Origin of the sequence: Fluoribacter dumoffii NY 23, from assembly GCF_000236165.1 — a bacterium.
GTDB classification, from domain to species: Bacteria; Pseudomonadota; Gammaproteobacteria; order Legionellales; family Legionellaceae; genus Legionella; species Legionella dumoffii.
Map to the genome: position 1 here is coordinate 782595 of NZ_CM001373.1, position 24210 is coordinate 806804.

Genomic DNA, 24210 nt, shown 5'->3' on the forward strand with positions numbered 1-24210 from the left:
ATGGCATTTGCTGCAATGACTCTTAGCATTGAGAAAAAATTTTTGGATGGACCAGATTTAAAAAATCTTTATTTTTGACTTTTAGTAATTGATTGTGATTCCCTGCATTAAAGACCAACCATTCCTGATGCGCAAGACTGTCATCAAGATAGACATCCATACTATAGAGCTCCCCGAGAAGGGGTATAGCGCCGATTTCACAGTCAATAAACTGGTTTTGAAATTCCCATTCTTGTGGAATTTCAATGTGTTTTGCATGGGTTTTTTGTTTAAAATGTTCCAAATTCAGCCGTATATTTGCAGGAATTGCCACAAGAACAAATTTCCCATCCCGTTTGACAACTACTGATTTGGCAAAATGGTCTCCTTTAATATGGGCACCCTGGGCACATTGGGAAGCAGTATATGCTCTGGGGTGGCTGATTGTTTTATATGGAATGTTATGACTTTTCATGTAGTTTTTAATGGATGAGCTTAACATGGAAATGCTCCTTTCAATGGCCTATTAATAAATTATAGATCAGCGTGCAGAGCACAAGCACAATGAATGTTTAATGCAAGTTAGGATGAATTTTATTGAACATCTGGAGTTTCTCTATTGTTTTTTTAGAGTAGAAAATACTCAACTAAAAAAATACTCAAATACAAACGGAAAAAAAATTAAAAAAAGGCCCAGGATTAAATAAAACAGAAATTGATCCTGAATACGTCTTTGCTCTTCTTCTCTTGGGCGCAACATATAAAAAGCAACGAACAGAAGAACAACTCCAATGGTTATACTTAAAATTTCCACATAAATAAAAACTGAGGCAAAGAAAGGTGAAGGTGTTTGGACCACCTCTGTTTTTACTGGAATATTTTCAACTACAGCGGCATATAAATTCATTTTAGAGTTAAGTCCTTTTCTTTAATCCTTACCCAAAAGGACCATTTTTTCAAGGTATTAGCTTTAATTAAAGCGATAAAAGGTTTAAATATGGCCATAATTGTTGTTATCTTATCTATATGAATTTAAAATAGCCATTTTGTAAATTAATATCAATCCTAGAATTATGAAAATATACTTAGTAGGTGGCGCAGTACGTGATAAATTGCTAGGCATCCACCCAAAAGACAACGATTGGGTTGTTGTTGGAGGAACTCAAGAGGAAATGATAAAACAGGGTTTCAAGCCTATTCTCACTAGCGAACATGCAAAAGATATTCCTGTTTTCTTACATCCAGAAACCAAAGAAGAGCATGCACTGGCACGAAGTGAACAACGAATAGGACAGGGCCATACTGGATTTGTGTTCGATATTTCTCCTACGATTACGATAACGGAGGATTTAAAAAGACGAGATTTAACCATTAATGCCATAGCTTTACCTCTGGAAGATGGAAAACTGGGGGAATTAATTGATCCTTTTAATGGCAAAACGGATTTGGATAAAAAGATATTACGACATATAACCCCTGCATTTGTTGAAGATCCTCTTCGTTTAATTCGTACAGCCCGTTTTGCTGCTTGTTTAGGATTTCAAATAGCAGAGGAAACAATGACGCTAATGGAGCAAATGGTTGCGGACAAGAAACTCAATGAGCTCAGTATGGAGCGGATATGGAAGGAATTTGAGCGTGCACTTATGGGCGCTTACCCAGAGAATTTTTTTGCTGCACTTAATAAATGCGGGGCAGATTCAGCTTTATACCCCTTTATTAAATTCCCAGGGTTTGCTATTGAGGCCCTCCAACGGTCTGCAGATCATAAAGATCCCGCTCCTGTACGTTTTGCTGTGTTGATGCACGGCCTGACCAAAGAAGAAATACTCAAGTTCTGCAAGCAATTTAATGTACCCAACCCATACCGTGATTTGGCATTACTAACCAACAGATATTTGCTTCAATTCAAACAAGCTCCCGAACTTGATGCGGAAAAGCTACTGGATTTATTAACAAATATTGGGGCTTTTTACAGTAAAGAACGCTTGAATGAGTGTTTGCACCTATTTGAACTTTGTATCCAGGAGCCATCCTTCGTAGAAAGGATTCAGCAAGCCTATCAGGCTGCAAAAACCATAAATACCAAAGAGTTTGCTTTGCATTATACGGGACATGAAATCTCAATTAGAATTAAGATGGCACGAATTGCAGCAATTGAGAAAAGCATTAATGATAAGGGATTTACTGTTACCTGCCACAATTCATAATCCAGGATGGATAAATTAGCCTTCTGCATTAACTTAGTCGAAGATCGCCGTATTCTCATGAGGCAATGAGTTATGAATGAAATTAGGTAAGTACTTTGATCTTGAAAGCACATTCAATGAGGTGTCATATCATCCGGTTTTAATAATTCCTGATCCTGGAGATTTGAATTTTGGTCAGTGAGTTTCCTATCAAAAAAATTATAACTGCCGCTGCGTCTTAGTGGTTCCTTTACCTCTTCTTCCACTACTTTTTCGTCTTCCTCTTCATCACTAATTAAATAAACCACATTGTCCTCGTCCAGTTTTTGTTCCAAATCCATGCATTCTTTGCGGGTATTCAGTTGTTCCAGGAAAAGTAGATCGTAAATTTCACGAATTGCATCTTTGGTTTTTGGGAAAAGATTATTAGAGTTGTAAAACATAGATTGATATTTTTCAGGCAGAGCAAGTTGGTTATCTATAATGAACTGAGCAGTGTATTGCAGAGTATTCCTAAAAATTTCAGGTTGGCTGTTTTTTTCAAGTTGCTCTAAATACCGCAACATAAAATAAAGGGTTAAATTGACTAATGGAATGACTAATGCAAGGTTGTCAGTTTCAAGATCTTCACCTCGATCACAATAAATTTTCTTTAAATCAGGATTCAAATCCGTAAATTTTAACCCATATTCCCAACCCATATAAATGGACAGGTTTTCGTCAATAAGGCGCATTTCTCTTGATGAGGAGTTACCACCAAGCATATTGGCGAGAATGGTATCACCATGTTCCAGGAACAGAGAGGCAGGGAGGTCAATCGGTGCAGCACATTTTTGAATATTTTCTTTTGCCCCAAGTTTTAATTGATCCGCAATAAAAAAGCCAATCTTACACTGTTCTTTATACAAGGTAACCCTGCTTTGGAATCCTTCTTTGAACGCTAGCGGCTTTTGACAAGTACTTAAAATATAGGTGTCGTTTCCCTGTAGTGATTGATTCTTGTAATGTTCCTGTAATTTTAAAAAATAACTCTCATAAAAGCGGGTAAAAATAAATTTTAATTCCTGAATTTGTCTATTAATCGTGGCTTTTATAACGGGATCGAGATAACTCACATCTTCCACAAACAGAGGATCACAAACTACTTCACCTGCTTCATTTACATTGGCAAATTTTATTCCAACTACAAGCGGATTTTCTTGCGCGACCCGAATCGAACTGGAACGACGCATTGTCGAAAAATAATGATTTAATAAATCATACTCTGTCTGAGACATACTGATATAGGCATAGGTCATTTCAGATAGAATGTTTACCAAATCCTTCGCTGTTAGTTTTTCGACATCGATTAATGGAGGATAACCAAAATAAATTACATTCTTAGAGGAGGCTGTCTCTTGAAGTACTGCCACTGAGTTTGTTTCTTTCAACCTTTCTAAAAGAGATATTAATGTTTGATACCCATAATTACGTGCATTATAAGCAAGAAGATTGGCTTCTACCGTATTAATTAACTCAAGAGCCCCTTCATTCTCAGTAAACAGATCTTTTAGAAATTTGAGATGTTTACTGTCTAAGGGAATTTTACTCACCCAATTTTGAAATTCGAACCCAGCATAGCTTTCCAAATCGTGTTCAAATTCGCATTGGTAGTTATTATCTGTTGCAATTTCATCCAACTCATGATCTAAAGCTAAATGAGCCTTATTATTTCTGGAAATAATAGTCAGGAAATAAGGAGGGATGTCCTCTGCTCCAAGGTACATACCAACCATATTTAAACAGACAAAATAATTGCTCTGGCGGGCTTGTTTTGATTTGGAAAATATATCCTCAGTTACTGAGGTAGGTATGACAGGTGAGCTTACTTCAATGTCGTCTTCTTCAGAATCACAGTTGGTAGGGTCGTACTGAATTAACACTTGCTCAAGAATCATTTGATTTTCAATACAACTTTTGTATTCCAAAGCAGGCAATAAAACAGATTTAAGAAATAGTTTACTTTTATTAAGGTTCAGGTTTTTCTCGTACTTATCGGTAGCCATAATTATTCAATTTGACACATGGTGACTAAATTATAGCAGAATGATGCATGAAAAATCTGGCTTGGGGATAAGAGGATGGTCTTTATTCTTCAACAGATCTTGGTAATCCAAATGACTTAGGTTGAGGCTGGGGCATCCAACTATGCTTTGGTGATTTAAAGCAGGGTGTATTGTTGTTTCCTTGATCCAGATTATTTTTTCTTCTTCTTCTTATGGGGCTCAGGAAGTTCTGATGCAGTAAGTCTAATGAGATCTGTAAACCATTCGCTGTCCTCAAGCAAATCACCCGATACGAGTAAGTAGGGTTGTGCACCTAGATAAGGAACACCCTCGATAAAGTTATTGAGATATGCTTTACCTGCTGAAGTGGGCTTAAGGAATAGTTGATCATCACAAACTAAAGCTACAACTTTGTCATGATAGTAGATTGCATAGTCTCCAAACATCTTTTTTGCATGGACCCAATTTCTGTCTGAGATTTGATCAAGAATAAAATCAATAGTACTTTGTGAAGAGGACATTATGACTTCCTGTTAACCTGGAGCTTTAAATTTTAATGATGCCAAATAAAACAATAACTGCAAGGAGTTTATCTAGATAACAAAATAATTCAGTATTTCAGGATAACCCTGTTTGTCTTCATTTTATTTTAAGAATAATTGAATAATTTTTTTTATATTTTTCTTCTGTTGTAAATTATCAACGTCTCCACTTAATATTTTTAATGACTGTTATTCCAAATCAATTGGGCAGGTAATACTGCTAAGCACCATGGAGCTGCCCCCATACTTTTTGTAGCTTCTGCTAAACTCAATTATGAGAGTATAAAAATGGCAAAAAATCATTTTTATTTTGTCTCTGGTTGTGTAATCCATTTTTATTACTCTTTTTTGCAGAGTCAGTCTTTCGATAAGAGGTAGATATACGCATGGCTAAAAAACTAAAAATAAAATTTAAAGCAGGCGCAACGATAACTACTAAAGAGCAAAATCTTCACTCAGATCATCATCCCCAATTATTTGGTAAAACCTTAATCTGGAACATTGATAAAGACAATGTCAATGATGATTTGGAAATGAAAGCTTATGCTATTGCACAGCAAATTAATGCAGGAAAAATAACCAGTGGTATGTTGCAGGAAGTCCCCCACGGTTCTCAAAATCAATTAATAGCTAATATTGAGAAGTACTTAGATCCCAAGCAAAAATTGAGCATGAGGTATAATCAAAATGGTACACGTCTTTTCGGTAATCTCACATTCAGTTGCAATCCCGCGCCTGTCCCTGATAACGCATTAAATCAAGACATCAAGAATTTACAACGAAAATATGAAGAGTCAGGCGCAGCAAAAGGGCAGGTTTTAGTTACATTAGTCGAGGATGAACAGGGAAAAAAACGGCTTTTGGTTAATGTTCATGCGTCAACGAAACCAAAAAACGATTCACTAAACCAGACGCCTCGTGTTGACCTCAATGGAGTAATGAAGGATCTTGAGCAATTCAGAAAAAAGCATCCGGATTTGGATATTGTTATGGCTGGGGATATGAATAATGGGCCTAAGGGCTTACCAAAAGAGATGCCTCATATTCTGACAAATCCCACTTTTAGCTATCAGCATAGCGTTCAAAGTTCGGCTATTAAAAAAGATGGAACCAGTATAGCTGTAGATGCTGTTTTCTCAACAGAAAAAAGTATCCCGCTTCAAATTCAACGTAAAATGAATACCTGTGATAAAGCATTTCTGGAACAATTTGACAAAAGCAAGAAAGAAAAGGAACAATTAGCGCAACAAGAAAAAAGCAAACCAGCAGCTGATCTACAAAAAAATCTTAAAAACAGTCCTGCTTTTACAACCGCAGCGGTGCATACGGGTAATTATAGGCAAAAAATTAAGCAAGATACCCAACAGGATTTTCCAGTAAAGATAATTTTTCAAGATTCCCGACAAGCGCGGCAATTTACCAATCATGTTTCTTTAAGAGACAAAAAGAATTTATTCCAAAATGAAAATGAAATTTATTTATCCCAGGGGGCAGTAGCCAAGATCTTAACCCTTAATATCAATCAACCCAAACTCGCATTTACTCATGTGATGCAGGGACATCACGATGAAAAACTTTCCAAACAAAGGATTGAAGAATTACAGCAAAAATGTGTGGACCAAATAAAAGCAGTTAAAGGAGTTCAAGCATCTGCACCCACCCTTAAATATGAAAATACTAAAATACGTCAAGATACCCGCGGGGTAATAGACTACTCTATGCAACTGACCTTTGCGAGTAAAGAAGAGGCCCGCGCGTTTAGTGATGCAATGGGTTACCAAAATAAAACTTTATTATTTCAAAAAGGGAATACAGTTTATATCGCGAAAGATACTGAAGCCGATTTTCTTAAAAAGATGTGTAAGTCGGAGAATACAGCAAGTTACAAAACACATTTAGCAACGCTCAAATCCTCATCAGCACAGCCATTACCACAACCTAAAGAAACTCTGGAAGATGTGGTGATGAGTGCACCCAAAAGTGGAAAAGGCCCCCCTTAAAAAATACTAAGGGTATTATTCTAATCGGGGTCAGGACTTCAAATACCTAATGTACGCGATTGAAAACGGTCCTAAAAAAAGAATGAATTTATAAAAGTAAATCCATACTATTATCCTACTCTGACTTTAGATCGTACCTCTTTATAATCAGCATCAGGTAAGTTTTCAAGTTCGTTGTCCCGGCTCAAAGCTGAGTGAATAAAACGAGTCAATGAATGATGGGTATTTCCAGATCCTTGCAAATGCTTGTTTAAGAGAGACAAAAGTTCATCTTTTCCCACATCAGGGGATTCACTGAGAGCTTTTTGCAAACCTTTGGCTCTTAAAATTCCGCTTTCACCATGAAACCAATGTGAAAAACGCGTTATGCCGCGTGTTCCCGATGCATTTTTTTTGCACCATTCTAAATAATTGATGATGCCTTCATTTACTTTTTCTACACATTCATCTGCAGATAATTGCCCAACTCTTTGGGTAAACTGATTTGCTTTAATTTCATGAAAAGAAAAGAACACATCATTGCGCGGCTTTTTCCTGACATCCAAGTCGTAACGTGTAACTTGTGCATGGCCATGTTTAAAACTTGCATCAAGATATTCTTCTCCTGGGTTCTTTCTATTACATATGGAATCATCAATTACGAGTACAGTAGCTGCTTCCGCATCAAGTTTTTTTCCAATTTCATCAGCCGAAGCAATAAAATAAGAAATATTATGTTGGTCCAATATTTTTTTTATTGATTCTGAAGTGCTTTCATTCAAAATTTCCTCATTAATAAGCAGGGTTTTGTTTTTTGCTTTTATAAAGGGGAGATGCAATAAAAGAGAAAAAATATTTGCATTAATATAGTAATAGTCATGATAAACATAAGAAGGAATTCTTTTTTCGAATTGATAATCAAGCTCATTACAATAAATATCTGCTTTTTCCCCATGGTGAGAAATGTAATTTTTTCCAAATGTCAATAGAAACAAAGAGGAGGCAGACTTCCTTAATTGCGCATAAGCACCCAGAAAAAGAGGACAAAGCGCATCGGAGTAACTATTTTCCGCCCTGGCTTCCAATTGCCTTTCAGAAAAATCCTTACCTAAAACTTTTCCGATATCATCAAAATCGATTGCATACACTACATCGCATTCTACTTGAGAACTGTCCGTATTCTCATTTCTTTCATCTACAGTGGAAAAATGACGGACTCGAATATTGGCATCATTTTGATTTAATCGATCAATGATTGCGTTTAAAATTTTTTGCTGTTCCTGATTCGCAACGTTTTCGATACAATCCAACTCAATATCTTTATAACCATTATAATAAAGCTTTAAAAGAATCATCAGATCTTGAAATAAACCCCCACTTCCCAGGCTTAATAAACGAATGGTCGATTTTTTATCATTACTTTGTACCGCACTTAAAATGCGTTCTTCATATTTAGCACGAATGTTGGAAAAAGAAGCGCGAGAATGTGCTTGCGTTCTAATACACCAACATTCATGTAACCAATCAGGACTTGGTTGAAGTGCCCCGTTATAAGGGCTTTTGTTTTGGGTAGGGTATTTATAAAGAAAAGAAAGCCACTGGTTAAAGGTTTCTATATCTAAATTAGTAATTTCTTCTGCTGTATATAATTTGTATCGAATCATATTAATACTTAGTAGTTAAAAAATACGCAGTATAATTTATTTATATCAAGCGGGCATTAAAATACTTAAACTTTTTATAAGTTCGTCTAGTGGGGAATATCACTGGGAATTTAACTTTATGTTGCTGGCGTCCCGGAGAGGATTTGAACCTCCGACCTGCCCCTTAGGAGGGGGCTGCGCTATCCAGCTGTGCCACCGGGACTTTGATTGACGTCGTAAGTCTAACGTTATCCTTTAAAAATAACAACTTTAAATGAAAAGTATTCTCTTTTAATAGGCTGAAAAAAGAACTTATTATGAGCATTCTGACCGATCATTATGGTATACTCAAGCGATCATTTGGTTAGGCGTGCGCATTGATGGACACTTCAGATTTAAAATATCCATTTCATTCAGCCTGGGATTTTTTATGGCAAGTCATTAAGCCTTATCGCTGGTGGTATCTCTTGATGTTGCAGGCGCCAGTGCTCACTGCGTTTTACATATTTGCCAACAATTATTCCTTTAAACTACTGGTTGATGCGTTTTCTAATCAAACAATTACTTCCTATTCTCAATTAGTGTTTCCAATTGTGCTTTTTATTACTGCGCAAATTGTACTGGATGTTGTTTGGCGTATTAGTGATTTTGCTGAGTGGAAGGCTGAACCCTACGCCCGGCAAAGATTGTTATCTTCTGCATACAATTACGTGCAACATCATTCTTATCAATTCTTTCAAAATACCCCAAGCGGTATGGTAATTAGTAAGTTGAAGGGGATACTTGATGGATATGATAGCGTTTTTGCTAATCTTCATCATATCGTAGGCAAACATTTTTGTATTGTGGTAGTTTCTGTTTTTGTCCTGCTGATTGTTAATTTCAGTGTATTTTGTTTCATGCTGGCCTGGTGTGTGTTAGTTATGGCCGTGATGCTTCCTATGGCACTTAAATTGAATAAGCTCTCCAAAGACGTGGCTGAGAGCAAACACCAGGTTATAGGTTCTTTTTCAGATAACATTACCAACATCTTTTCTCTTTTTTATTTTGCAAAACGACGAGCTGAACATCAACGAGTTAATCAGTTGATGTCAAACGATTTTATCCCCAGGCAAATTGAGCTTTATCAGTATGATTTTAAGTTTAATACCGTTGGTTCGGTGCTTTACTGGTTTATGCTGATTACAGTTTTTCTATTTATGATTTTTCTTCGAACCCATGAGAAAATTTCTACTGGGGATTTCCTGTTTGTCATGCTCACTGCCATTACCATTTCTTTTGATTTGTGGACGCTTATGAGCAGTCTTTGTACTTTTTTAAAAGAAATTGGAGATTTTAAATCATCTTTTGGTATTTTATCGATGCCCCATGATGAAGTAGACGCGCCATATGCCCAAGCATACTCTATCCGACACGGTAAAATTGAGTTCAGAAATCTATCCTTTGGGTATGCCGAAAAAGCCCCCGTTTTTACTGATCTGAATTTATTAATTAAACCTGGGGAAAAGATTGGTTTGGTTGGTCACTCGGGGGCAGGAAAGTCTACATTGATTTCTTTGTTGCTAAAGAATTTTAAACCTGATTCAGGAGATATTTTTATTGATAACAAGCCTATCTCGGAGATTACTTCCGATTCCCTGCGCCGACAAATAGCCCTAATTCCACAGGATATTATGCTTTTTCATCGCTCTATTGGAGAGAATATTGGCTATGCAAAAGAAAATGCAACGCTTGAAGAGATTAAACGCGCAGCTGCAATGGCTAATATAGATGATTTTATTGAGTCGTTTCCGGAAAAATATGCGACTTTGGTCGGGGAGCGTGGGGTAAAACTTTCGGGTGGTCAGCGCCAGCGGATTGCAATCGCGCGGGCATTTTTGAAAAATGCATCCCTTGTGATTCTGGATGAAGCGACTTCAAGTCTGGACTCGCTTTCAGAACAAGAAATTCAACAGTCCATTAATGACATGCTCGAGCAAAATAATGCTACTGTTATAGCAATTGCTCATCGGTTGTCTACTATCCGCCACATGGATCGAATTGTAGTTATGGAGGGCGGGGCGATAATTGAAGAGGGATCGTTTAATGAGTTGGTAACTAATGAGCGAAGTTACTTTAAAAGGCTTTGGGACAGCCAGGTAAATGGAATGGTTATATAAAATGCAAAGGGAACAGGTTCAGGTGAATCAGAAAAAGGGTAAAAACGCATAACCGGTTTTTAAACAGCAGCCGGCTATGCGTTATTGCTAGAGCGGGATTTTACTCGGGATAACAATATATATCGCTTCCACCTGCAATACCTGCATGGAATATGAGTGCATTTACTCCGACAATATCTTTTTTCTCTTTTAAACAACGATAACCTGGATAGGTATAATAAAAATCACCTTCGGGTAATGTGGCGTTTCCTTCGATGGTATAAGTATGAGCTTGATCATCCACAGTAATGGGAACGCTTTTCCAGGTCTTGGTTTCTGTGATTATGACATTATCAGCTAGAGCAGCTGTAGCACATGATAGCAGTAGCACTGTTAATAAAGTTTTTTGCATTTTAAATCCCTCCTTTTCTTTCATTTTTCCATAAAAATGCTTCTTCAAGGGTTAAATATAGCACATGGATTCTAAAAAAAAGACTTTATGCTTTATTTTTGTTAAATAAAAAGAGTTGCTGTTTGGTTTTTCCCCCTTTTGGGGGTAAGTTAATTAAAAATGTCCATGCCCATGTCTATTAATTGCACCATCATGTCTATCGGTATTCGCGCCCCCATGTCCATGAACTGTACCTTGGGAGGAAGGATGCCTGTGGGAATGGTTATCATTTATGTATACAGAACTGCCAGAGGCGGGTATGGGGTAACCAGGATAGGGGGTATAAACAGAGGGAGAAGTATAAAAAGTAAAATTTCCATTATCGGTATAGTTTGAAGACCTGGTTGTCCTCGCTACGGTGGAAGTATTATTGTTGCAACCAAAGAGAAAGGGTAAGACAAAAACCAGGCTAATCGCAATGAGCGCCATTGGGAAAACAGGTGTGAACACAAAAGCTGATGCAAGGAGTGTTTGTGCTGCTATTGCAGATACTGCAGCTGATTTTAATGTAGCCGCGGCGATAATCCCTGCCGTAACTATAGCTGCTGTGGTTAATGCTGCCATGCATTGAAACAAAAAACTATAATTGGTATCTTCTGCCTGTCGCTTATTTTTCTTAGCCATACGTCACCTCCTGTGATTGAACCAGATTAGCCTGAGTTTTTTTGTGATGCAGCAGTCGAAAAGACATTTCAACTGTTTTAAGATTCTACTATAGAAGAGAAAAAGATCATCCTAATTTTTTCAAATAGCAGAGTGGGTGCAAATACTACGCGTTACCAATTTCTGAGATTACTTACGCACAGGTTGTATGGTGCTAATGTCATCCTCATTTTTTATACCGTCAACAATGTTACTTAATTTTTTATGGGCTAATTTCCGATCTTCTTTAAAGAACAAATAACGGCTTTCATCTCTAACGTTATCAATTTCCTGATGCATCGTTTCTTTGAGCTTCCCAAGCGCTTCGCCTTGAGTTTTTTCGTCTTTTATTTCTTTAATTTTATCTAATTGTTGAGCATATTTTTGTGCGAGATTCATATAATGGATATTGTCATACACCAGACTTTTGGTTAATTTAGATTCGGCAAACCATTTGGTAAGCCAACCGAAAAAAATGGATGTTGAAAATTTAACGATATTATCCTTGCTGGTTTCTTGCACATAAGATTGGAGTGATGTTTTAAGTCTTTCTATTTCCAGGATTAATTTATGATTCATCTCAATTGAGTCTAAGATATTTTGAGAGCTTGCCGTCTTAAAATCATCTGTACTTATTCCGGTTTTTTCATATAAAGTTTGGCTTGAGGCATCGATTTTGCTGCTGACAAACGCGCTGAATTGCCCTCTAAACCGTTCAAAACGAGCATTTTCATCGACCCCCAATGCGCCGGGAATATAGGCCATGGGGTTATACCGTGAATTCATGAAATTTTGAACCAAATTAGGCATACGGTTGTTCCACCCCTCGGCGGCCATTTCTAAATATTTTTTTCCTTGATTTGCTTGCAGCTCTGCTGCATCCCATAATTGTTTGGCTACTTCACTTGTTTGGTATGATGCAGGAAGACTGCTCTTAAACCGCTCGAAAGTTGCTTCAGAGGATTTTTTAACATTGTCTGTCAAGAATTCCTGCAGTTTTTTACATAAATACAAGTATTGTAATTCTTCTTCTATCTCCTCTAAGGTCTTTATAATCGCCTGGGTTTTTTCCAGAGTTTTATTGTGGAGCTCGGTATGGGATTCTTCATTGATGTCTTCTACAAGAGAACCTATTAATTGGCTAGCAAAATCTGTATAGGAGTCCATAAAATTTTTTGCTTTAAAGAATTCACTGCCTACTTCATTTTCCTGGGGAAAAAGTTGTTTGAATTTTAACTCAGCAGCAGCTGCTATTTCTTGATTGCTTGCGCAATAATTTTTTATTTTTACTCTTAAAACCTCTGCTTCTTTTGCAACCCCTTCCTTGTTCTTTTGAACTCCAGGTTTGCCCATAGCACCATTTTGAACCAGGCTACTACTTGATTGAATTTCTTGAAAACGGCATTGTGCCCGATAATATACCAAAGCGAGCAGTAAGCTTTTTTCATCTGTAATTGCTGGGAGATGGCGAGGAGAGTTGGGTATAGGATCACCAAGGTTTTTTGCGGCAGTAGCTATATTACTTGCAATACCCTGACCACTCATCACATTTGTTTCAATCGCTGAGCCAAGGCTTGCCATGGCATGTACAGCTTCCCAAGGAGTCATATCTTTATCTGCTTTGACGTTCGTGTAAGGAACAGTCAAAGAAGCTGGATAATTAATATCTCCAAATACCCCTGCAAGGCTTCGAGTTTCGTCGTCAAGTTTTTTCCACCATTCAGTTAATGTCAATGGCATAACATTCTCCAATAGAAAAAAGATTATCTATTATTAATATTGTACGAAATAATTATTATGTGTACATTAAGAGATCAATTACAATGGTGTGAAATGGTTATTTTTCGACAATTTGTGTCATTTTTGGTGGTTATAGTATAACTTAGATTATTTTTTTCAGGGCAAATTGCAGCGAAATCACAGGTCCAATTAATTATCAACCATATGTTGGAGGAGATATTCCAACATATGGTCCGGAGAGTGCTAGGGATTTTTTGAATAATGGCTTACTCAGCAGATTATTCATCCCAGCTTAGGGTACCGCCTGCTTGATACTCAATCACGCGCGTTTCAAAGAAGTTCTTCTCTTTTTTCAAATCCATCATTTCACTCATCCAGGGAAATGGGTTTGTAGCACCTGGATATTGATCTGGAAGTCCAATCTGGTTTAAACGGCGATTGGCAATGAAATGCAAGTATTCCTCAAACATTTCAGCATTCATCCCTAGAATACCTTGAGGCATGGTGTCCTTGGCATATTGATATTCCAGCTCAACTCCTTGACGAATCAATTGAATCATTTCTTCTTTAAATTCAGGTGTCCATAAATGCGGATTCTCAATTTTAATTTGGTTGATGACATCAATACCAAAATTCATATGCATGGATTCATCACGTAAAATATATTGAAACTGCTCAGATGTACCTACCATTTTATTGCGGCGACCCATCGAAAGTATTTGGGTAAAACCAACGTAGAAAAAGATGCCTTCAAAGATTACATAGAATGCAATTAAGTCGCGCAATAAACGCTGATCATTTTCTAATGTACCTGTATGGAAAGTTTCATCACCCAAACTTTGAGTAAAAGGTAAGGCCCAGGCTGCTTTGGTCGCTACGGATGGAATCTCCCGGTACATATTGAACACTTCTGCTTCATCAAGCCCTAAACTCTCAATAACGTATTGGTAAGCATGGGTATGCAGTGCTTCCTCAAATGCCTGACGCAGTAAATACTGTCTGCATTCAGGATTTGTGATGTGCCTGTAAACAGCAAGCACAAGATTATTGGCAACCAATGAATCTGCTGTTGAGAAAAATCCCAAATTACGTTTGATAATCATTCGCTCAGCTTCTGTAAGTCCATTTGGATCTTTCCAGAGTGCCACGTCGGCACTCATATTTATTTCATTAGGCATCCAATGGTTTGCACAAGCAGTTAAATACTTGTCCCAAGCCCATTTATACTTAAATGGAACGAGTTGGTTTAAGTCAGCCCGGCAGTTAATGATACGTTTATCATCAACATGGATGCGTGCAGCTCCCATTTCAAGAGGCTCATAACCAGTCGCACCAGTTTGAACTATATTTTGTTGTTGTATGATTTCTGACATTTTAATACTCCTGATTATTGGCACGCTTCACAGTCTGGATCGAGAATGGAACATACTTTGGGTTCATCCAATATTATTTTAACTGCATTAAGTGCACCATCAGTTACTGTAGATTTCTCAGCATTTGATGCACCCAAACTGCGCAAATAATAAGTTGTTTTTAACCCGCGCATCCATGCATGCATGTAAAGCTGATCGAGTTTTTTGCCTGATGGTTGAGCCATATAGATGTTCAACGATTGTGCCTGGTCAATCCATTTTTGGCGACGGGAAGCTGCATCAACCAACCAAATTGGATCAATTTCGAATGAAGTGGCATAACGTTGCTTCAATTCAGCAGGGATACGGCTTATTGGCTGTACACTGCCGTTAAAGTATTTCAAATCATTGACCATTACTTCATCCCAAAGGTTCAAGGCTTTTAAATCCGCAACCAAATAAGGATTGACCACAGTGAATTCGCCTGACAAATTGGATTTGACATACAAGTTCTGGTATGTAGGTTCAATGGATTGGGAGACGCCACATATATTGGAAATAGTCGCTGTAGGGGCTATGGCCATTACATTGGAATTACGCATTCCTTGTGTACGGACTTTAATGCGCAAACTTTCCCAATCCAGGCGCTGTGAACGATCTTGTTCCAGATATTTGTCACGTGCTTGCTGTAACAGGCTGATTGAATCAATAGGTAGTATGCCTTTGCTCCATAAAGAACCTTCGTAGGTGGAATAGCTGCCGCGTTCTTTAGCCAAATCACAAGAAGCTTCAATTGCGTAATAACTTATTAACTCCATAGATGAATCAGCAAACTCCACGGCTTCCGGGGAAGCATAGTCAATTTTTAATTCATACAATGCATCTTGAAAACCCATTAAGCCAAGACCGATAGGTCGATGTTTCAAGTTGGAATTACGGGCTTGAGGAACTGAGTAGTAATTAATATCAATCACATTATCCAGCATGCGAATAGCCGTTTTGATAGTGCGTCTTAATTTATCAGTGTCCAGCTTACCCTTTTTGATATGGGCAGGCAGATTGATACTACCCAGGTTACATACTGCAATCTCTTCTTCTGAAGTATTTAGGGTAATTTCTGTGCACAAGTTGGAGCTGTGGACTACACCCGTATGTTGCTGTGGTGAACGTAAATTACATGGATCTTTAAATGTCATCCATGGATGGCCGGTTTCAAAAAGCATGGATAACATTTTACGCCACAGTTTAACTGCAGATACGGTTTTTGCATTTTTAATGAGGCCCTGATGCGCTTTTTCTTCATACTCGCGATAGAGTGTTTCAAATGCCTTTCCGTATTGATCATGTAAGTCCGGCACTTCATCTGGGGAGAATAAAGTCCAGTCGCCATTTTCGCGTACACGTACCATAAATAAATCGGGTATCCATAATGCGGTATTCATATCATGTGTACGGCGTCGATCATCCCCGGTATTTTTTCTTAACTCGAGGAACTCTTCCACATCTTTATGCCAGCATTCCAGATAAGCACACACAGCGCCTTTGCGTTTACCGCCCTGATTTACTGCAACAGCGGTAGCATCAGCAACATTCAAGAAGGGAACTACCCCTTGCGATTTACCATTGGTGCCCTTTATATGGGAACCCATTGCACGGACTGGGGTCCAGTCATTACCCAAACCGCCGGCATATTTGGAAAGCAGGGCATTGTCTTTAATGGCACTGTAAATTCCATCCAAATGATCAGGAACAGTGGTTAAATAACAACTGGATAATTGCGGCCTGATGGTGCCTGAATTAAACAGTGTCGGTGTGGAGGACATGTAATCAAAAGAAGACAGCAATTGATAAAACTCAATGGCTTTATCTTCTTTATCTTTTTCACGCAAAGCCAATCCCATAGCAACACGCATGAAAAAAGCCTGGGGCAATTCATAGCGGACACCATGCTCATGAATGAAATAACGATCATATAAGGTTTGCAAGCTCAAATAGCTAAACTTCATATCCCGCTCAGGCAATAATGCTTTGCCCAGTTTTTCCAAATCAAAATCGGCCATTTTTGCATCCAGCATTCCCTGTTTAATGCCATGGGCTATATATAATTTGAAATAAGAAGGGTAAAGAGCACTCATTTCATCAAAGGTTGCATCGCTTTGGATTTCCAATTTAGATAATGCTTCCATACGCAAGCTGTCTAATAACAGGCGGGCGCTGACATAGGTATAATTTGGCTCCTTTTCAACTAATGTACGTGCAGCCATAATCAATGCTTTATGCACATCTTCAAATTTGGCTTGATTGTACAGATTGCGCATCGCGTCCTTAATCACAGGTTCCGCTTGAACATGTTCTAGATCACGACAGGCTTCGTTAACAATTGTATTCATCCGTTCTGTATCTAATGGCTTTAATTCACCATCCGGCATAGTAATTAACAGGATTTTGTTATCACTTGCTTGTTGTTTTAATTCGTTTTCGCGTGCTTTACGGTGCTCTTCCCGATATAACACATAAGCGCGAGCAACTTTGTAGTGGCCGCTTCGCATGAGTGCTAACTCTACCTGATCCTGAATATCTTCAATATGAACCGCACCCCCACTGGGTAAGCGACGTCTAAATACTTGGGTTATTTGGCGTGTAAGTTCTTCAATTTGTTGATGAATACGATCTGAGGTAGAGGCTGTACCACCTTCGTCAGCAATGAATGCTTTAGTAATTGCTACTTTAATTTTGGTATCATCATAATTTACTACTTTACCATTGCGCTTAATGGTTTTTAATAAACCAGGGGCATTAGCGGTCAATTCCAGTTGACTGGTTTGCGGCACATCATTTACCGGATCAAGAATTGCGGACATTTTTCCTCCACGCATTTTATTATTATTTATTATTAACAGTCAGTTAAAATTATTCACTGTTAAACATATTATAGCACAATATATTGGGTTTTTCTCGTCGTCACATAACAAGATAATGTGTTTTTGGCTTATGGTCAATAGAATAAAATGGGAGTATTTTGTGGATAACTTGTGGGTTGCTTACAATAGTGCAGACTGGGGGAGGAAATACCCCAGAAAACGGGTTATCCAGACACAGTTTCCACAGTTTTGCCGGAAAGCTATATTCGTTTCTTCACAATAATTGCATCGCTGACATTGGAAAATCCATGCACATTTAATAGAAAAGAACCTATATGAGCATAAAGCTGACTTGAGCTCCCTCCATCCAGATTTATTGCATCAATACAGGATAAGGGTGGGGAACGGAGTAATTGAGCAAGTTTGTTGGTAGTCATCGCTGCATTAGTCGAAACCAGAATGATGATTCTCCCATCGGCAGTGATTCCAAGGGCGGAGCGGTCCGCGATGCCTGGTTTAAGCGATGGGATTCTTCCTTTTATGAGTAACCGTGGTCCGCTTTGAATGGCAAAATCAATATCATTATCATGTTGAAAATGATTCAAACTTGAAATGTAGGCTTTGTTATTTTTTACATAAAAAATTCCCCACCAGCTAATACGTTTTAAAGGATTTATCAATTTTTTATTGTTAATCCGAAGGCCAAGGGGATTGAATTCATGATCAAAAAAACCACCATTTATGCTTAATAGAGCTTTACTGTGTTCGGCAAATTGATCTGCAGAGGCGTTTTTTAATGATAGTTTTTTTGCATTGATCAGAGCGAGTTTGTTTTTATTGAGGTCAATACGAAATGCATAAATATGGGCCCAGGGCGAAAGAATACCTCCGGAAAGATCCTGGTAGTCAATTCCCGAACTTAATCTACGCCAATACCCTTCAGCATAAGAAGAATGGAATGGCATAAACATGATGCAAAGAACAAATAATAAATGGAGCAAATAAGATTTGTTTGCAGGATAAACATTGGTTTGTGAAGACATGTTATTGTATCCTTATGTACATCATTCAATACCACGGAATCTCTTATGCAAATTAAAACGCAAAATAACAATAGTGAAGTACATAAGTCAACAACAGATTTAACACAATTGATGAATGATGTACTTCAACTTGCCAAAAAAGAGGGTGCAACTGACGCAATGGTGGCAGTAAATAATGACAAAGGATTTTCTGTCGATGTACGTATGGGGGAGGTAGAAACTGTTGCTTTTAGCGAAGATAAGGGAGTAGGTTTGACTGTTTATATTGGTCAGCGCAAAGGGGGGGCAAGCAGTACAGATACTTCTCCTGCTGCCTTGGAGGCCATGGTAAAAGCGGCGTGCGATATAGCGCGGGTTAGTGCTGAAGATCCATGTTTTGGATTGGCTGACAAAGAGCTGATGTCTCCAAATCATCCGGACTTGGATCTATTCCATCTGTGGGATATAAATCCCCAACAAGCTATTGAAATGGCCTTGGATTGTGAAAAATACGCATTATCCCTGGATAAAAGGATAATCAATTCAGATGGGGTAAATGTGTCTTCATATGAATCGCATCATGGATTTGCGAATACCAATGGCGGATCAGGGTTTATTCACAGTACACGTCATGGTTTAAGCTGTTCTTTAATTGCTAAGGATGGCGAGGAAATGCAACGGGATTATGACTACACAACAGCTCGCAATCCCCGTGAGTTAATTGATTTTCATGTAATTGCTAAAAATGCTGTAGAGCGGGCAGTAAGCCGTTTGGGAGCACAGCAGATTGCTACCCAGGAAACCGCTGTTATTTTCTCATCACGTATTTCGAGCGGCTTATTTTCAAGTTTTATCAATGCAATAAGTGGTTCCAACTTATATAGAAGAAACACTTTTTTATTAGATTCTATAGGCCAGCAAGTTTTCCCTGAATTTATTCGTGTTTATGAGCAACCGCATTTATTAGGAGCTTTGGGCAGTTCACCTTTTGATAGTGAAGGAGTACCAACACGAGCCAATATCCTTGTCGAAAAAGGACGGGTGATGCAATATGTATTGGGCAGCTATTCTGCGCGCCGCATGGGTTTAAAAACCACAGCAAATGCTGATGGGGTTCATAATTTAACAATTGAGCCGACAGCAGGTGATTTAGCTGATTTATTAAAAGGAATTGATAAAGGATTATTGGTTACGGAATTAATGGGCCAAGGAATAAATGGAGTAACCGGCGATTATTCCCGTGGTGCTAGCGGTTATTGGGTGGAGGGAGGTAAAATCCAGTATCCTGTTGATGAAATCACTATTGCGGGGAATTTAAAGGATATGTTCAAAGGCATTCTTGCCGTAGGCAATGATATTAATCCAAATATTGCAACCCGTTGCGGTTCTGTATTAATTGAAAAGATGATGGTTGCAGGAAAATAATGAAGACCTCCCTGCTAAGCAGGGAGGGGCTAGTGTTAAACTATTCTATTCTTTTTTTTCTAAAACTTAAGGGATTTCATACCCCTTGAGCTAAAGCGCTTCACTTGCTTTGTTGATTCTTTATTCTAATCTTTAGGTAAGGGGATTGAACTGGAGTCGGCATGCGCAGGGTTATTTTGGCAGCATTGCTGGTAGCGAATACTGCTTTTGCAGGCGATGAGATCGTAGGTTTTGCAGCATATCAAAATGGAGATTACTCTACTGCCTACCCTTATTTAATGAAATCGGCAAGAGAGGGAAATCCCGAGGCGATGTATTTGATCGGCCGAATGTTCCAGTATGGCGAGGGTGTAACTAAAAATTATACCGAAGCAATCAATTGGTATCAAAAATCTGCAGATAAAAATAATCCACTGGCACAACTGAGTTTGGGGTTCATGTATGACCTCGGAAAGGGAGTGAAGCAAAATTTTCCAGAAGCGTTTAAATGGTATATGAAATCAGCCAAGCAAGGTAATGCAATTGCGCAAAGAAACATTGGTCTTATGTATGTGGCCGGTGATGGAGTAAAAGAAAATAAAAAAACAGCATTCGAATGGTTCGAAAAATCTGCAAAACAAGGATACAGTAAAGCTCAAGTGAATCTCGCCTATGACTATATTATGGGTGAAGGAACCTCCAAAGATGTTAATCAAGCATTGTACTGGTATCAAAAAGCAGCAGATCAAGGTGATGTACGAGCACAGTATAGCTTGGGTCTCTTGTATACTGGTCAACAACCCGGTGTAGCGCAAGATGATAAACTGGCCTTTTATTGGTTTTCGCAAGCAGCCAATCAAGGCCACGTCAAAGCAGAAACTTATTTGGCCTATTATTATCTCAAAGGGTATGGGGTTGAAGCAAATCCTGAAAAAGCCGCTTATTGGTATCAAGCCGCAGCGCTTAGCGGGCAATCTGAGGCACAAGCAGAGATTGGACAATTACTCCTCACAGGAAATGGAGTAGATAAGGACTACGAGCAGGCCGCATATTGGTTTACCAAATCAGCTGCGCAGGGAAATCCTATAGGTCAGGGCAAATTAGGCTATATGTATCTTGCCGGTTTAGGGGTAGAAAAAGATTGGGTCAAAGCTTATGCACTGTTTAAAATTGCTGCGCAGAATAAAAACCAGGAAGCGGCAAAACAGCTTAAGATGTTAAAAGCCAAACTTTCTGAAGACGATATAAAGGCAGGCAATGAATTGGCTAAAGAGATCATTCAAAACAATAACTTTAAAGTACCTCAAAATGAAGAGTAATGTCTTTGATCAATAAGGATTTTTCAGGTTAGATACATTGATATCAAAATATGTTAAAACTTTCTCGAATTACACTAACGGAAATCTTTTCATTTTTATCCTTACTTCGTTTCAATAAGGTAAACACTGTGAAATTAAGATTCTCACTGGCAGCAGTCGCTACACTCAGAAAGTAAGTACTTTCCAATGTTATTTGATCGTTTGCAATATCAAGTTTTTTGAGAAGTTCTGCAATTTTTTCCAGATTTTTGATTCCGTTTTCCTTTCTCGCTTGAAGTAATTCTTTCAGCTGGTCTTCCTTCATTGCGCTGCTTAGCGATTTTAATACTTTAATGGAGGCTGTATTAATATTGATTGGCGTTGACTCAGGTAATGCAGTAATCAAAGGCTCCAGCGCCATATAAAGAGGTGAACTCACATCTTTGACCAAACGTAATTCGGACTTGCTGCTCATCAGTTGGTGGCTGGGATAGTAAGGGGGTTTTTGGCTCATATAGTAGGATAAATAATTGTCTTTACCTCGCGCCAAATCATAGGGCGAGATCCAATCATTAATCGCCAAGGTTAATTTTGTTTTTTCGGACTCGGCATTTTGAGGGAAGGCTGTACCGATGAGGTTTATAAAACCTATCAATGCTTTTTTATTTTGTAAGTTATTAAGATTGTACTGTGCCTGTAAATCATAGAGTGCGCCTTTAAGGATTAAGTTATTGTCAATACGTTCCATATTGGAAGGAAAGAGACCTACGATACCTTGAGGCGTTGCCTTGGTAAATTTATTTTTTTTATCTGCTAATTGGCCCATAGACCAAAAGGTAACTGCTTGGGAAGCAAAATAGAGCTTGTCATGAGTGAGTATAAGTCTTGTTCGGTAAATATCTAATTGGACCTTGGTACTCATGGCAGTGGCTACAATGGCAACCAGTGTCATAATAAAGAGGGCGGTGAGCAGGGCGCTGCCTTTCATGATCTTAGCCCGTAACATAAAGTGCGCCTGGTAGAATAAAAAGCAAATTTATTTTGCCTTGGTCTTGTAAAACCATATTCACTTGTATGGCTTTGGGAAAAGGCTCTCTTCGTTGGTTTAGCGCTACGGCTTGTTCTCTCCATTCAGGTAATACTTGTAAATTTTGATTCAAATAACCGAAATGACATTCTGCAATATGATTTAACAGAATCTTATCTTCATAATCCTTTTGATTGATTCTATCAAGAGTATTCCAGGTTCTACGGATTAGAGTTCCTTGCTCACAAGAATAGGCAACACGTTTTAACGTGCTGCGTTTTTCAATACTGCCCGGGTTTACATCCCCATCACGGGTAAATTCCACATAATGCGTTTGTCCTATAAAAGCAGACAGTAATTGCATATCATTACTGCGTATAGGACGCTCGACTGTTTGACTGGTATCTTGTTGGATAAGACTGATTGCAAGTTGAAGTTCACTTAAACGTTCACTTTGTTCATTCACACGAGAGCGGGTGGTGAATGCATTATACAAGACGGAGGTAGTGATTGTTGCCAAAATCGCAAAAACTGCAAGTGCAATGAGAATCTCAATCAGGGTAAATCCATTAAAAGGCGCATTGATTATTTTTTTATTCATGGGATATACCGGAATGCTTGCAGCTCCTCTCTAAAGGGACCTGATTTTTCAGTGCTGACTGAAATAACTATTTTTTGGATGTTTTTTTGGGGAGTAGAGCTTACTTTTGCTCGCCAATACCAGTGTTCATTCAGCATGGTTGTATCCTGGGTTGTTTCCTGACTTTGATTAATTTGTAATAAATTAAGTTGAATCATTGCTACACCTTGCATAGCTACCCAATGACTCACTGTTTTTTCTTTAACTCGGCGAGTTGTTTCTACATTCTGTGATATGGCTTTAAGCAAAGCAGTTAAAGCAATCGCGATTACAGAAAGTGCCAATAATACCTCAATTAGAGTAAATCCTGATTTATTATATCGAGCGCTCATTTCGCATGTACCCGATTCAGTTGCAATTCCCCATTCCGCTTCCCAACAAGCAAAACCAGATTGTGCTCCTGCTTGCTGCCAAAATTCATCGCAAAAGGGGTCATGCCCCCGGATGCAGAAATAATAACAGCGGGAGCGCCAGTAGAAGTGGGATAACTGGTCTTCATGGTAATTTGTGTGTCCTGAGGAAAATAAGTCCTTTTAAATACCCCTTTTTCGGAAAGGGGTTTCCATTGGGAATTACTGAGTTGGAGAATTTGATAACTGGTATTATCAATACGTAAACCAAGAGTACTGGTTTCTAAAATAGCCTGCTGTTGTGCTAGTCGCAGCGTATTTACCAATTGTTCTGCGGAAAACAGGATGCGCCGGCTTTCTCCAAAATCACCAAATGCAATTAAGGCAAAACCAAAGGTTATGCCAATAATCACCAAAACAATTAAGATTTCAATTAAAGTAAAACCTTGATTATTTTTTCTCATCCCAGTTACCAATTTCGGCATTAATGCCGGTACCGCCAGGTTGGCCTTCAGCACCGTAGGTAAATACATCTACATCACCGTGTTGCCCGGGATTTAGATAAAGGTAGTCCCGGCCCCAGGGATCTTTAGGTAACGATTTAAGATATTGTTTCCAATTATTTGGTACCGGATTGGATGAGGGTTTTTCAACCAGCGCCATCAATCCTTGATCGGTGGTTGGGTAATTCCCATTATCAAGTTTGTATAAATCCAAAGCATTTTGAATTGCAAGCACATCTTGTTTGGCCTTTACTTTTCGCGCCTCATCTGGACGACCCATAATTTTAGGCACAACAATAGAGGCCAGAATACCTAAAATCACGACTACTACCATGATTTCAATTAATGAGAAACCTTTTTGTCTATTCATTTTAACTCCAATTAAACGTAGGCTGAATAAGATGA

Annotated in this window: 21 protein-coding genes and 1 tRNA gene; 5 read left to right on the forward strand and 17 right to left on the reverse strand. The window is 38.4% G+C overall.

Features of this window, described 5'->3' with window-relative positions; translation table 11 throughout:
* Positions 1 to 22 precede the first annotated feature (22 nt).
* Together KYQ_RS03635 and KYQ_RS03640 are read right to left on the reverse strand one after the other, a co-directional pair.
* The gene (locus KYQ_RS03635) at positions 23 to 481 is read right to left on the reverse strand and encodes an aminoacyl-tRNA deacylase (protein WP_010653922.1); all 459 of its coding nucleotides are present in this window, start codon (positions 479 to 481) and stop codon (positions 23 to 25) included.
* Positions 482 to 622: 141 nt separating this feature from the next.
* Positions 623 to 886 carry a non-structural protein NS4A gene (locus tag KYQ_RS03640; RefSeq protein WP_010653921.1) on the reverse strand — a complete coding sequence of 88 codons (264 nt, stop codon included), beginning with the start codon at positions 884 to 886 and terminating at the stop codon, positions 623 to 625.
* 166 nt (positions 887 to 1052) lie between these two features.
* On the opposite strand from KYQ_RS03640, the gene KYQ_RS03650 reads away from it, so the two are divergent.
* A complete protein-coding gene (locus tag KYQ_RS03650) occupies positions 1053 to 2189 on the forward strand; it encodes a tRNA nucleotidyltransferase/poly(A) polymerase-related protein (protein ID WP_010653920.1) in 1137 nt (378 codons plus the stop codon).
* A gap of 113 nt (positions 2190 to 2302) precedes the next feature.
* On the opposite strand, the gene KYQ_RS03655 is transcribed toward KYQ_RS03650, so the two are convergent.
* Both KYQ_RS03655 and KYQ_RS03660 read right to left on the reverse strand, forming a co-directional pair.
* A complete protein-coding gene (locus KYQ_RS03655) occupies positions 2303 to 4213 on the reverse strand; it encodes a hypothetical protein (protein ID WP_010653919.1) in 1911 nt (636 codons plus the stop codon).
* 191 nt (positions 4214 to 4404) lie between these two features.
* Entirely contained in the window at positions 4405 to 4734 is a 330-nt protein-coding gene (locus tag KYQ_RS03660; protein ID WP_010653918.1) for a TfoX/Sxy family protein, read from the reverse strand.
* A 407-nt stretch (positions 4735 to 5141) separates the two neighbouring features.
* On the opposite strand from KYQ_RS03660, the gene KYQ_RS03670 reads away from it, so the two are divergent.
* On the forward strand, positions 5142 to 6755 hold the full coding sequence (locus tag KYQ_RS03670) for a hypothetical protein (RefSeq protein WP_010653917.1): 1614 nt from the start codon (positions 5142 to 5144) through the stop codon (positions 6753 to 6755).
* A gap of 110 nt (positions 6756 to 6865) precedes the next feature.
* Here KYQ_RS03670 and KYQ_RS03675 read toward each other — a convergent pair whose 3' ends face one another.
* Positions 6866 to 8398: a hypothetical protein gene (locus KYQ_RS03675; protein WP_010653916.1), complete on the reverse strand. Its 1533-nt coding sequence runs from the start codon at positions 8396 to 8398 to the stop codon at positions 6866 to 6868.
* 125 nt (positions 8399 to 8523) lie between these two features.
* Positions 8524 to 8600 (reverse strand) — tRNA-Arg (locus KYQ_RS03680).
* A gap of 157 nt (positions 8601 to 8757) precedes the next feature.
* On the opposite strand from KYQ_RS03680, the gene KYQ_RS03685 reads away from it, so the two are divergent.
* Entirely contained in the window at positions 8758 to 10536 is a 1779-nt protein-coding gene (locus KYQ_RS03685) for an ABC transporter ATP-binding protein (RefSeq protein ID WP_010653915.1), read from the forward strand.
* Positions 10537 to 10636: 100 nt separating this feature from the next.
* Here the strand turns inward: KYQ_RS03685 and KYQ_RS03690 are convergent, their stop codons facing one another.
* The 6 genes from KYQ_RS03690 to KYQ_RS03715 form a co-directional block, all read right to left on the reverse strand.
* On the reverse strand, positions 10637 to 10927 hold the full coding sequence (locus tag KYQ_RS03690; protein WP_231294599.1) for a hypothetical protein: 291 nt from the start codon (positions 10925 to 10927) through the stop codon (positions 10637 to 10639).
* A gap of 153 nt (positions 10928 to 11080) precedes the next feature.
* Positions 11081 to 11590: a hypothetical protein gene (locus KYQ_RS03695; protein ID WP_010653913.1), complete on the reverse strand. Its 510-nt coding sequence runs from the start codon at positions 11588 to 11590 to the stop codon at positions 11081 to 11083.
* A 168-nt stretch (positions 11591 to 11758) separates the two neighbouring features.
* Complete coding sequence (locus KYQ_RS03700; protein WP_010653912.1) at positions 11759 to 13348, reverse strand: hypothetical protein; 1590 nt, start codon at positions 13346 to 13348, stop codon at positions 11759 to 11761.
* A gap of 278 nt (positions 13349 to 13626) precedes the next feature.
* Positions 13627 to 14721 carry a ribonucleotide-diphosphate reductase subunit beta gene (locus tag KYQ_RS03705; RefSeq protein ID WP_010653911.1) on the reverse strand — a complete coding sequence of 365 codons (1095 nt, stop codon included), beginning with the start codon at positions 14719 to 14721 and terminating at the stop codon, positions 13627 to 13629.
* A 14-nt stretch (positions 14722 to 14735) separates the two neighbouring features.
* The gene (locus tag KYQ_RS03710) at positions 14736 to 17561 is read right to left on the reverse strand and encodes a ribonucleoside-diphosphate reductase subunit alpha (protein ID WP_010653910.1); all 2826 of its coding nucleotides are present in this window, start codon (positions 17559 to 17561) and stop codon (positions 14736 to 14738) included.
* A gap of 260 nt (positions 17562 to 17821) precedes the next feature.
* Positions 17822 to 18604: a phosphodiester glycosidase family protein gene (locus tag KYQ_RS03715; RefSeq protein WP_010653909.1), complete on the reverse strand. Its 783-nt coding sequence runs from the start codon at positions 18602 to 18604 to the stop codon at positions 17822 to 17824.
* A 45-nt stretch (positions 18605 to 18649) separates the two neighbouring features.
* Here KYQ_RS03715 and pmbA point away from each other — a divergent pair, with 45 nt between their 5' ends.
* A complete protein-coding gene (pmbA, locus tag KYQ_RS03720) occupies positions 18650 to 20008 on the forward strand; it encodes a metalloprotease PmbA (protein ID WP_010653908.1) in 1359 nt (452 codons plus the stop codon).
* Between the two features lie 161 nt (positions 20009 to 20169).
* Positions 20170 to 21306 (forward strand): tetratricopeptide repeat protein, encoded by a 1137-nt coding sequence (locus tag KYQ_RS03725; protein ID WP_010653907.1) that lies wholly within the window; start codon positions 20170 to 20172, stop codon positions 21304 to 21306.
* Between the two features lie 43 nt (positions 21307 to 21349).
* On the opposite strand, the gene gspK is transcribed toward KYQ_RS03725, so the two are convergent.
* The 5 genes from gspK to lspG are packed head-to-tail and all read right to left on the reverse strand — an operon-like array spanning position 21350 to position 24175.
* The gene (gene gspK / locus KYQ_RS03730; protein ID WP_010653906.1) at positions 21350 to 22291 is read right to left on the reverse strand and encodes a type II secretion system minor pseudopilin GspK; all 942 of its coding nucleotides are present in this window, start codon (positions 22289 to 22291) and stop codon (positions 21350 to 21352) included.
* Complete coding sequence (lspJ, locus tag KYQ_RS03735) at positions 22278 to 22913, reverse strand: GspJ family T2SS minor pseudopilin variant LspJ (protein WP_010653905.1); 636 nt, start codon at positions 22911 to 22913, stop codon at positions 22278 to 22280. Before lspJ ends, gspK begins: the two co-directional genes overlap by 14 nt.
* On the reverse strand, positions 22910 to 23284 hold the full coding sequence (lspI, locus tag KYQ_RS03740) for a GspI family T2SS minor pseudopilin variant LspI (protein WP_010653904.1): 375 nt from the start codon (positions 23282 to 23284) through the stop codon (positions 22910 to 22912). Before lspI ends, lspJ begins: the two co-directional genes overlap by 4 nt.
* Positions 23281 to 23766 carry a type II secretion system minor pseudopilin GspH gene (gene gspH / locus KYQ_RS03745; protein ID WP_010653903.1) on the reverse strand — a complete coding sequence of 162 codons (486 nt, stop codon included), beginning with the start codon at positions 23764 to 23766 and terminating at the stop codon, positions 23281 to 23283. The genes lspI and gspH overlap by 4 nt, the downstream gene beginning before the upstream one ends.
* Positions 23753 to 24175: a GspG family T2SS major pseudopilin variant LspG gene (gene lspG / locus KYQ_RS03750; protein WP_010653902.1), complete on the reverse strand. Its 423-nt coding sequence runs from the start codon at positions 24173 to 24175 to the stop codon at positions 23753 to 23755. Before lspG ends, gspH begins: the two co-directional genes overlap by 14 nt.
* Positions 24176 to 24210 lie beyond the last annotated feature (35 nt).

Bases quoted from the DNA above. Each gene is read 5' to 3' on its own strand.
- pmbA (WP_010653908.1), top strand. From the start codon at position 18,650: ATGCAAATTAAAACGCAAAATAACAATAGTGAAGTACATAAGTCAACA.
- gspH (WP_010653903.1), bottom strand. From the start codon at position 23,766: ATGAGAAAAAATAATCAAGGTTTTACTTTAATTGAAATCTTAATTGTT.
- KYQ_RS03715 (WP_010653909.1), bottom strand. From the start codon at position 18,604: ATGTCTTCACAAACCAATGTTTATCCTGCAAACAAATCTTATTTGCTC.
- KYQ_RS03655 (WP_010653919.1), bottom strand. From the start codon at position 4,213: ATGGCTACCGATAAGTACGAGAAAAACCTGAACCTTAATAAAAGTAAA.
- KYQ_RS03695 (WP_010653913.1), bottom strand. From the start codon at position 11,590: ATGGCTAAGAAAAATAAGCGACAGGCAGAAGATACCAATTATAGTTTT.
- KYQ_RS03660 (WP_010653918.1), bottom strand. From the start codon at position 4,734: ATGTCCTCTTCACAAAGTACTATTGATTTTATTCTTGATCAAATCTCA.
- gspK (WP_010653906.1), bottom strand. From the start codon at position 22,291: ATGTTACGGGCTAAGATCATGAAAGGCAGCGCCCTGCTCACCGCCCTC.
- KYQ_RS03675 (WP_010653916.1), bottom strand. From the start codon at position 8,398: ATGATTCGATACAAATTATATACAGCAGAAGAAATTACTAATTTAGAT.
- lspG (WP_010653902.1), bottom strand. From the start codon at position 24,175: ATGAATAGACAAAAAGGTTTCTCATTAATTGAAATCATGGTAGTAGTC.
- KYQ_RS03670 (WP_010653917.1), top strand. From the start codon at position 5,142: ATGGCTAAAAAACTAAAAATAAAATTTAAAGCAGGCGCAACGATAACT.
- KYQ_RS03690 (WP_231294599.1), bottom strand. From the start codon at position 10,927: ATGCAAAAAACTTTATTAACAGTGCTACTGCTATCATGTGCTACAGCT.
- KYQ_RS03650 (WP_010653920.1), top strand. From the start codon at position 1,053: ATGAAAATATACTTAGTAGGTGGCGCAGTACGTGATAAATTGCTAGGC.
- KYQ_RS03705 (WP_010653911.1), bottom strand. From the start codon at position 14,721: ATGTCAGAAATCATACAACAACAAAATATAGTTCAAACTGGTGCGACT.
- KYQ_RS03725 (WP_010653907.1), top strand. From the start codon at position 20,170: ATGCGCAGGGTTATTTTGGCAGCATTGCTGGTAGCGAATACTGCTTTT.
- lspJ (WP_010653905.1), bottom strand. From the start codon at position 22,913: ATGAATAAAAAAATAATCAATGCGCCTTTTAATGGATTTACCCTGATT.
- lspI (WP_010653904.1), bottom strand. From the start codon at position 23,284: ATGAGCGCTCGATATAATAAATCAGGATTTACTCTAATTGAGGTATTA.
- KYQ_RS03635 (WP_010653922.1), bottom strand. From the start codon at position 481: ATGTTAAGCTCATCCATTAAAAACTACATGAAAAGTCATAACATTCCA.
- KYQ_RS03685 (WP_010653915.1), top strand. From the start codon at position 8,758: ATGGACACTTCAGATTTAAAATATCCATTTCATTCAGCCTGGGATTTT.
- KYQ_RS03640 (WP_010653921.1), bottom strand. From the start codon at position 886: ATGAATTTATATGCCGCTGTAGTTGAAAATATTCCAGTAAAAACAGAG.
- KYQ_RS03700 (WP_010653912.1), bottom strand. From the start codon at position 13,348: ATGCCATTGACATTAACTGAATGGTGGAAAAAACTTGACGACGAAACT.
- KYQ_RS03710 (WP_010653910.1), bottom strand. From the start codon at position 17,561: ATGTCCGCAATTCTTGATCCGGTAAATGATGTGCCGCAAACCAGTCAA.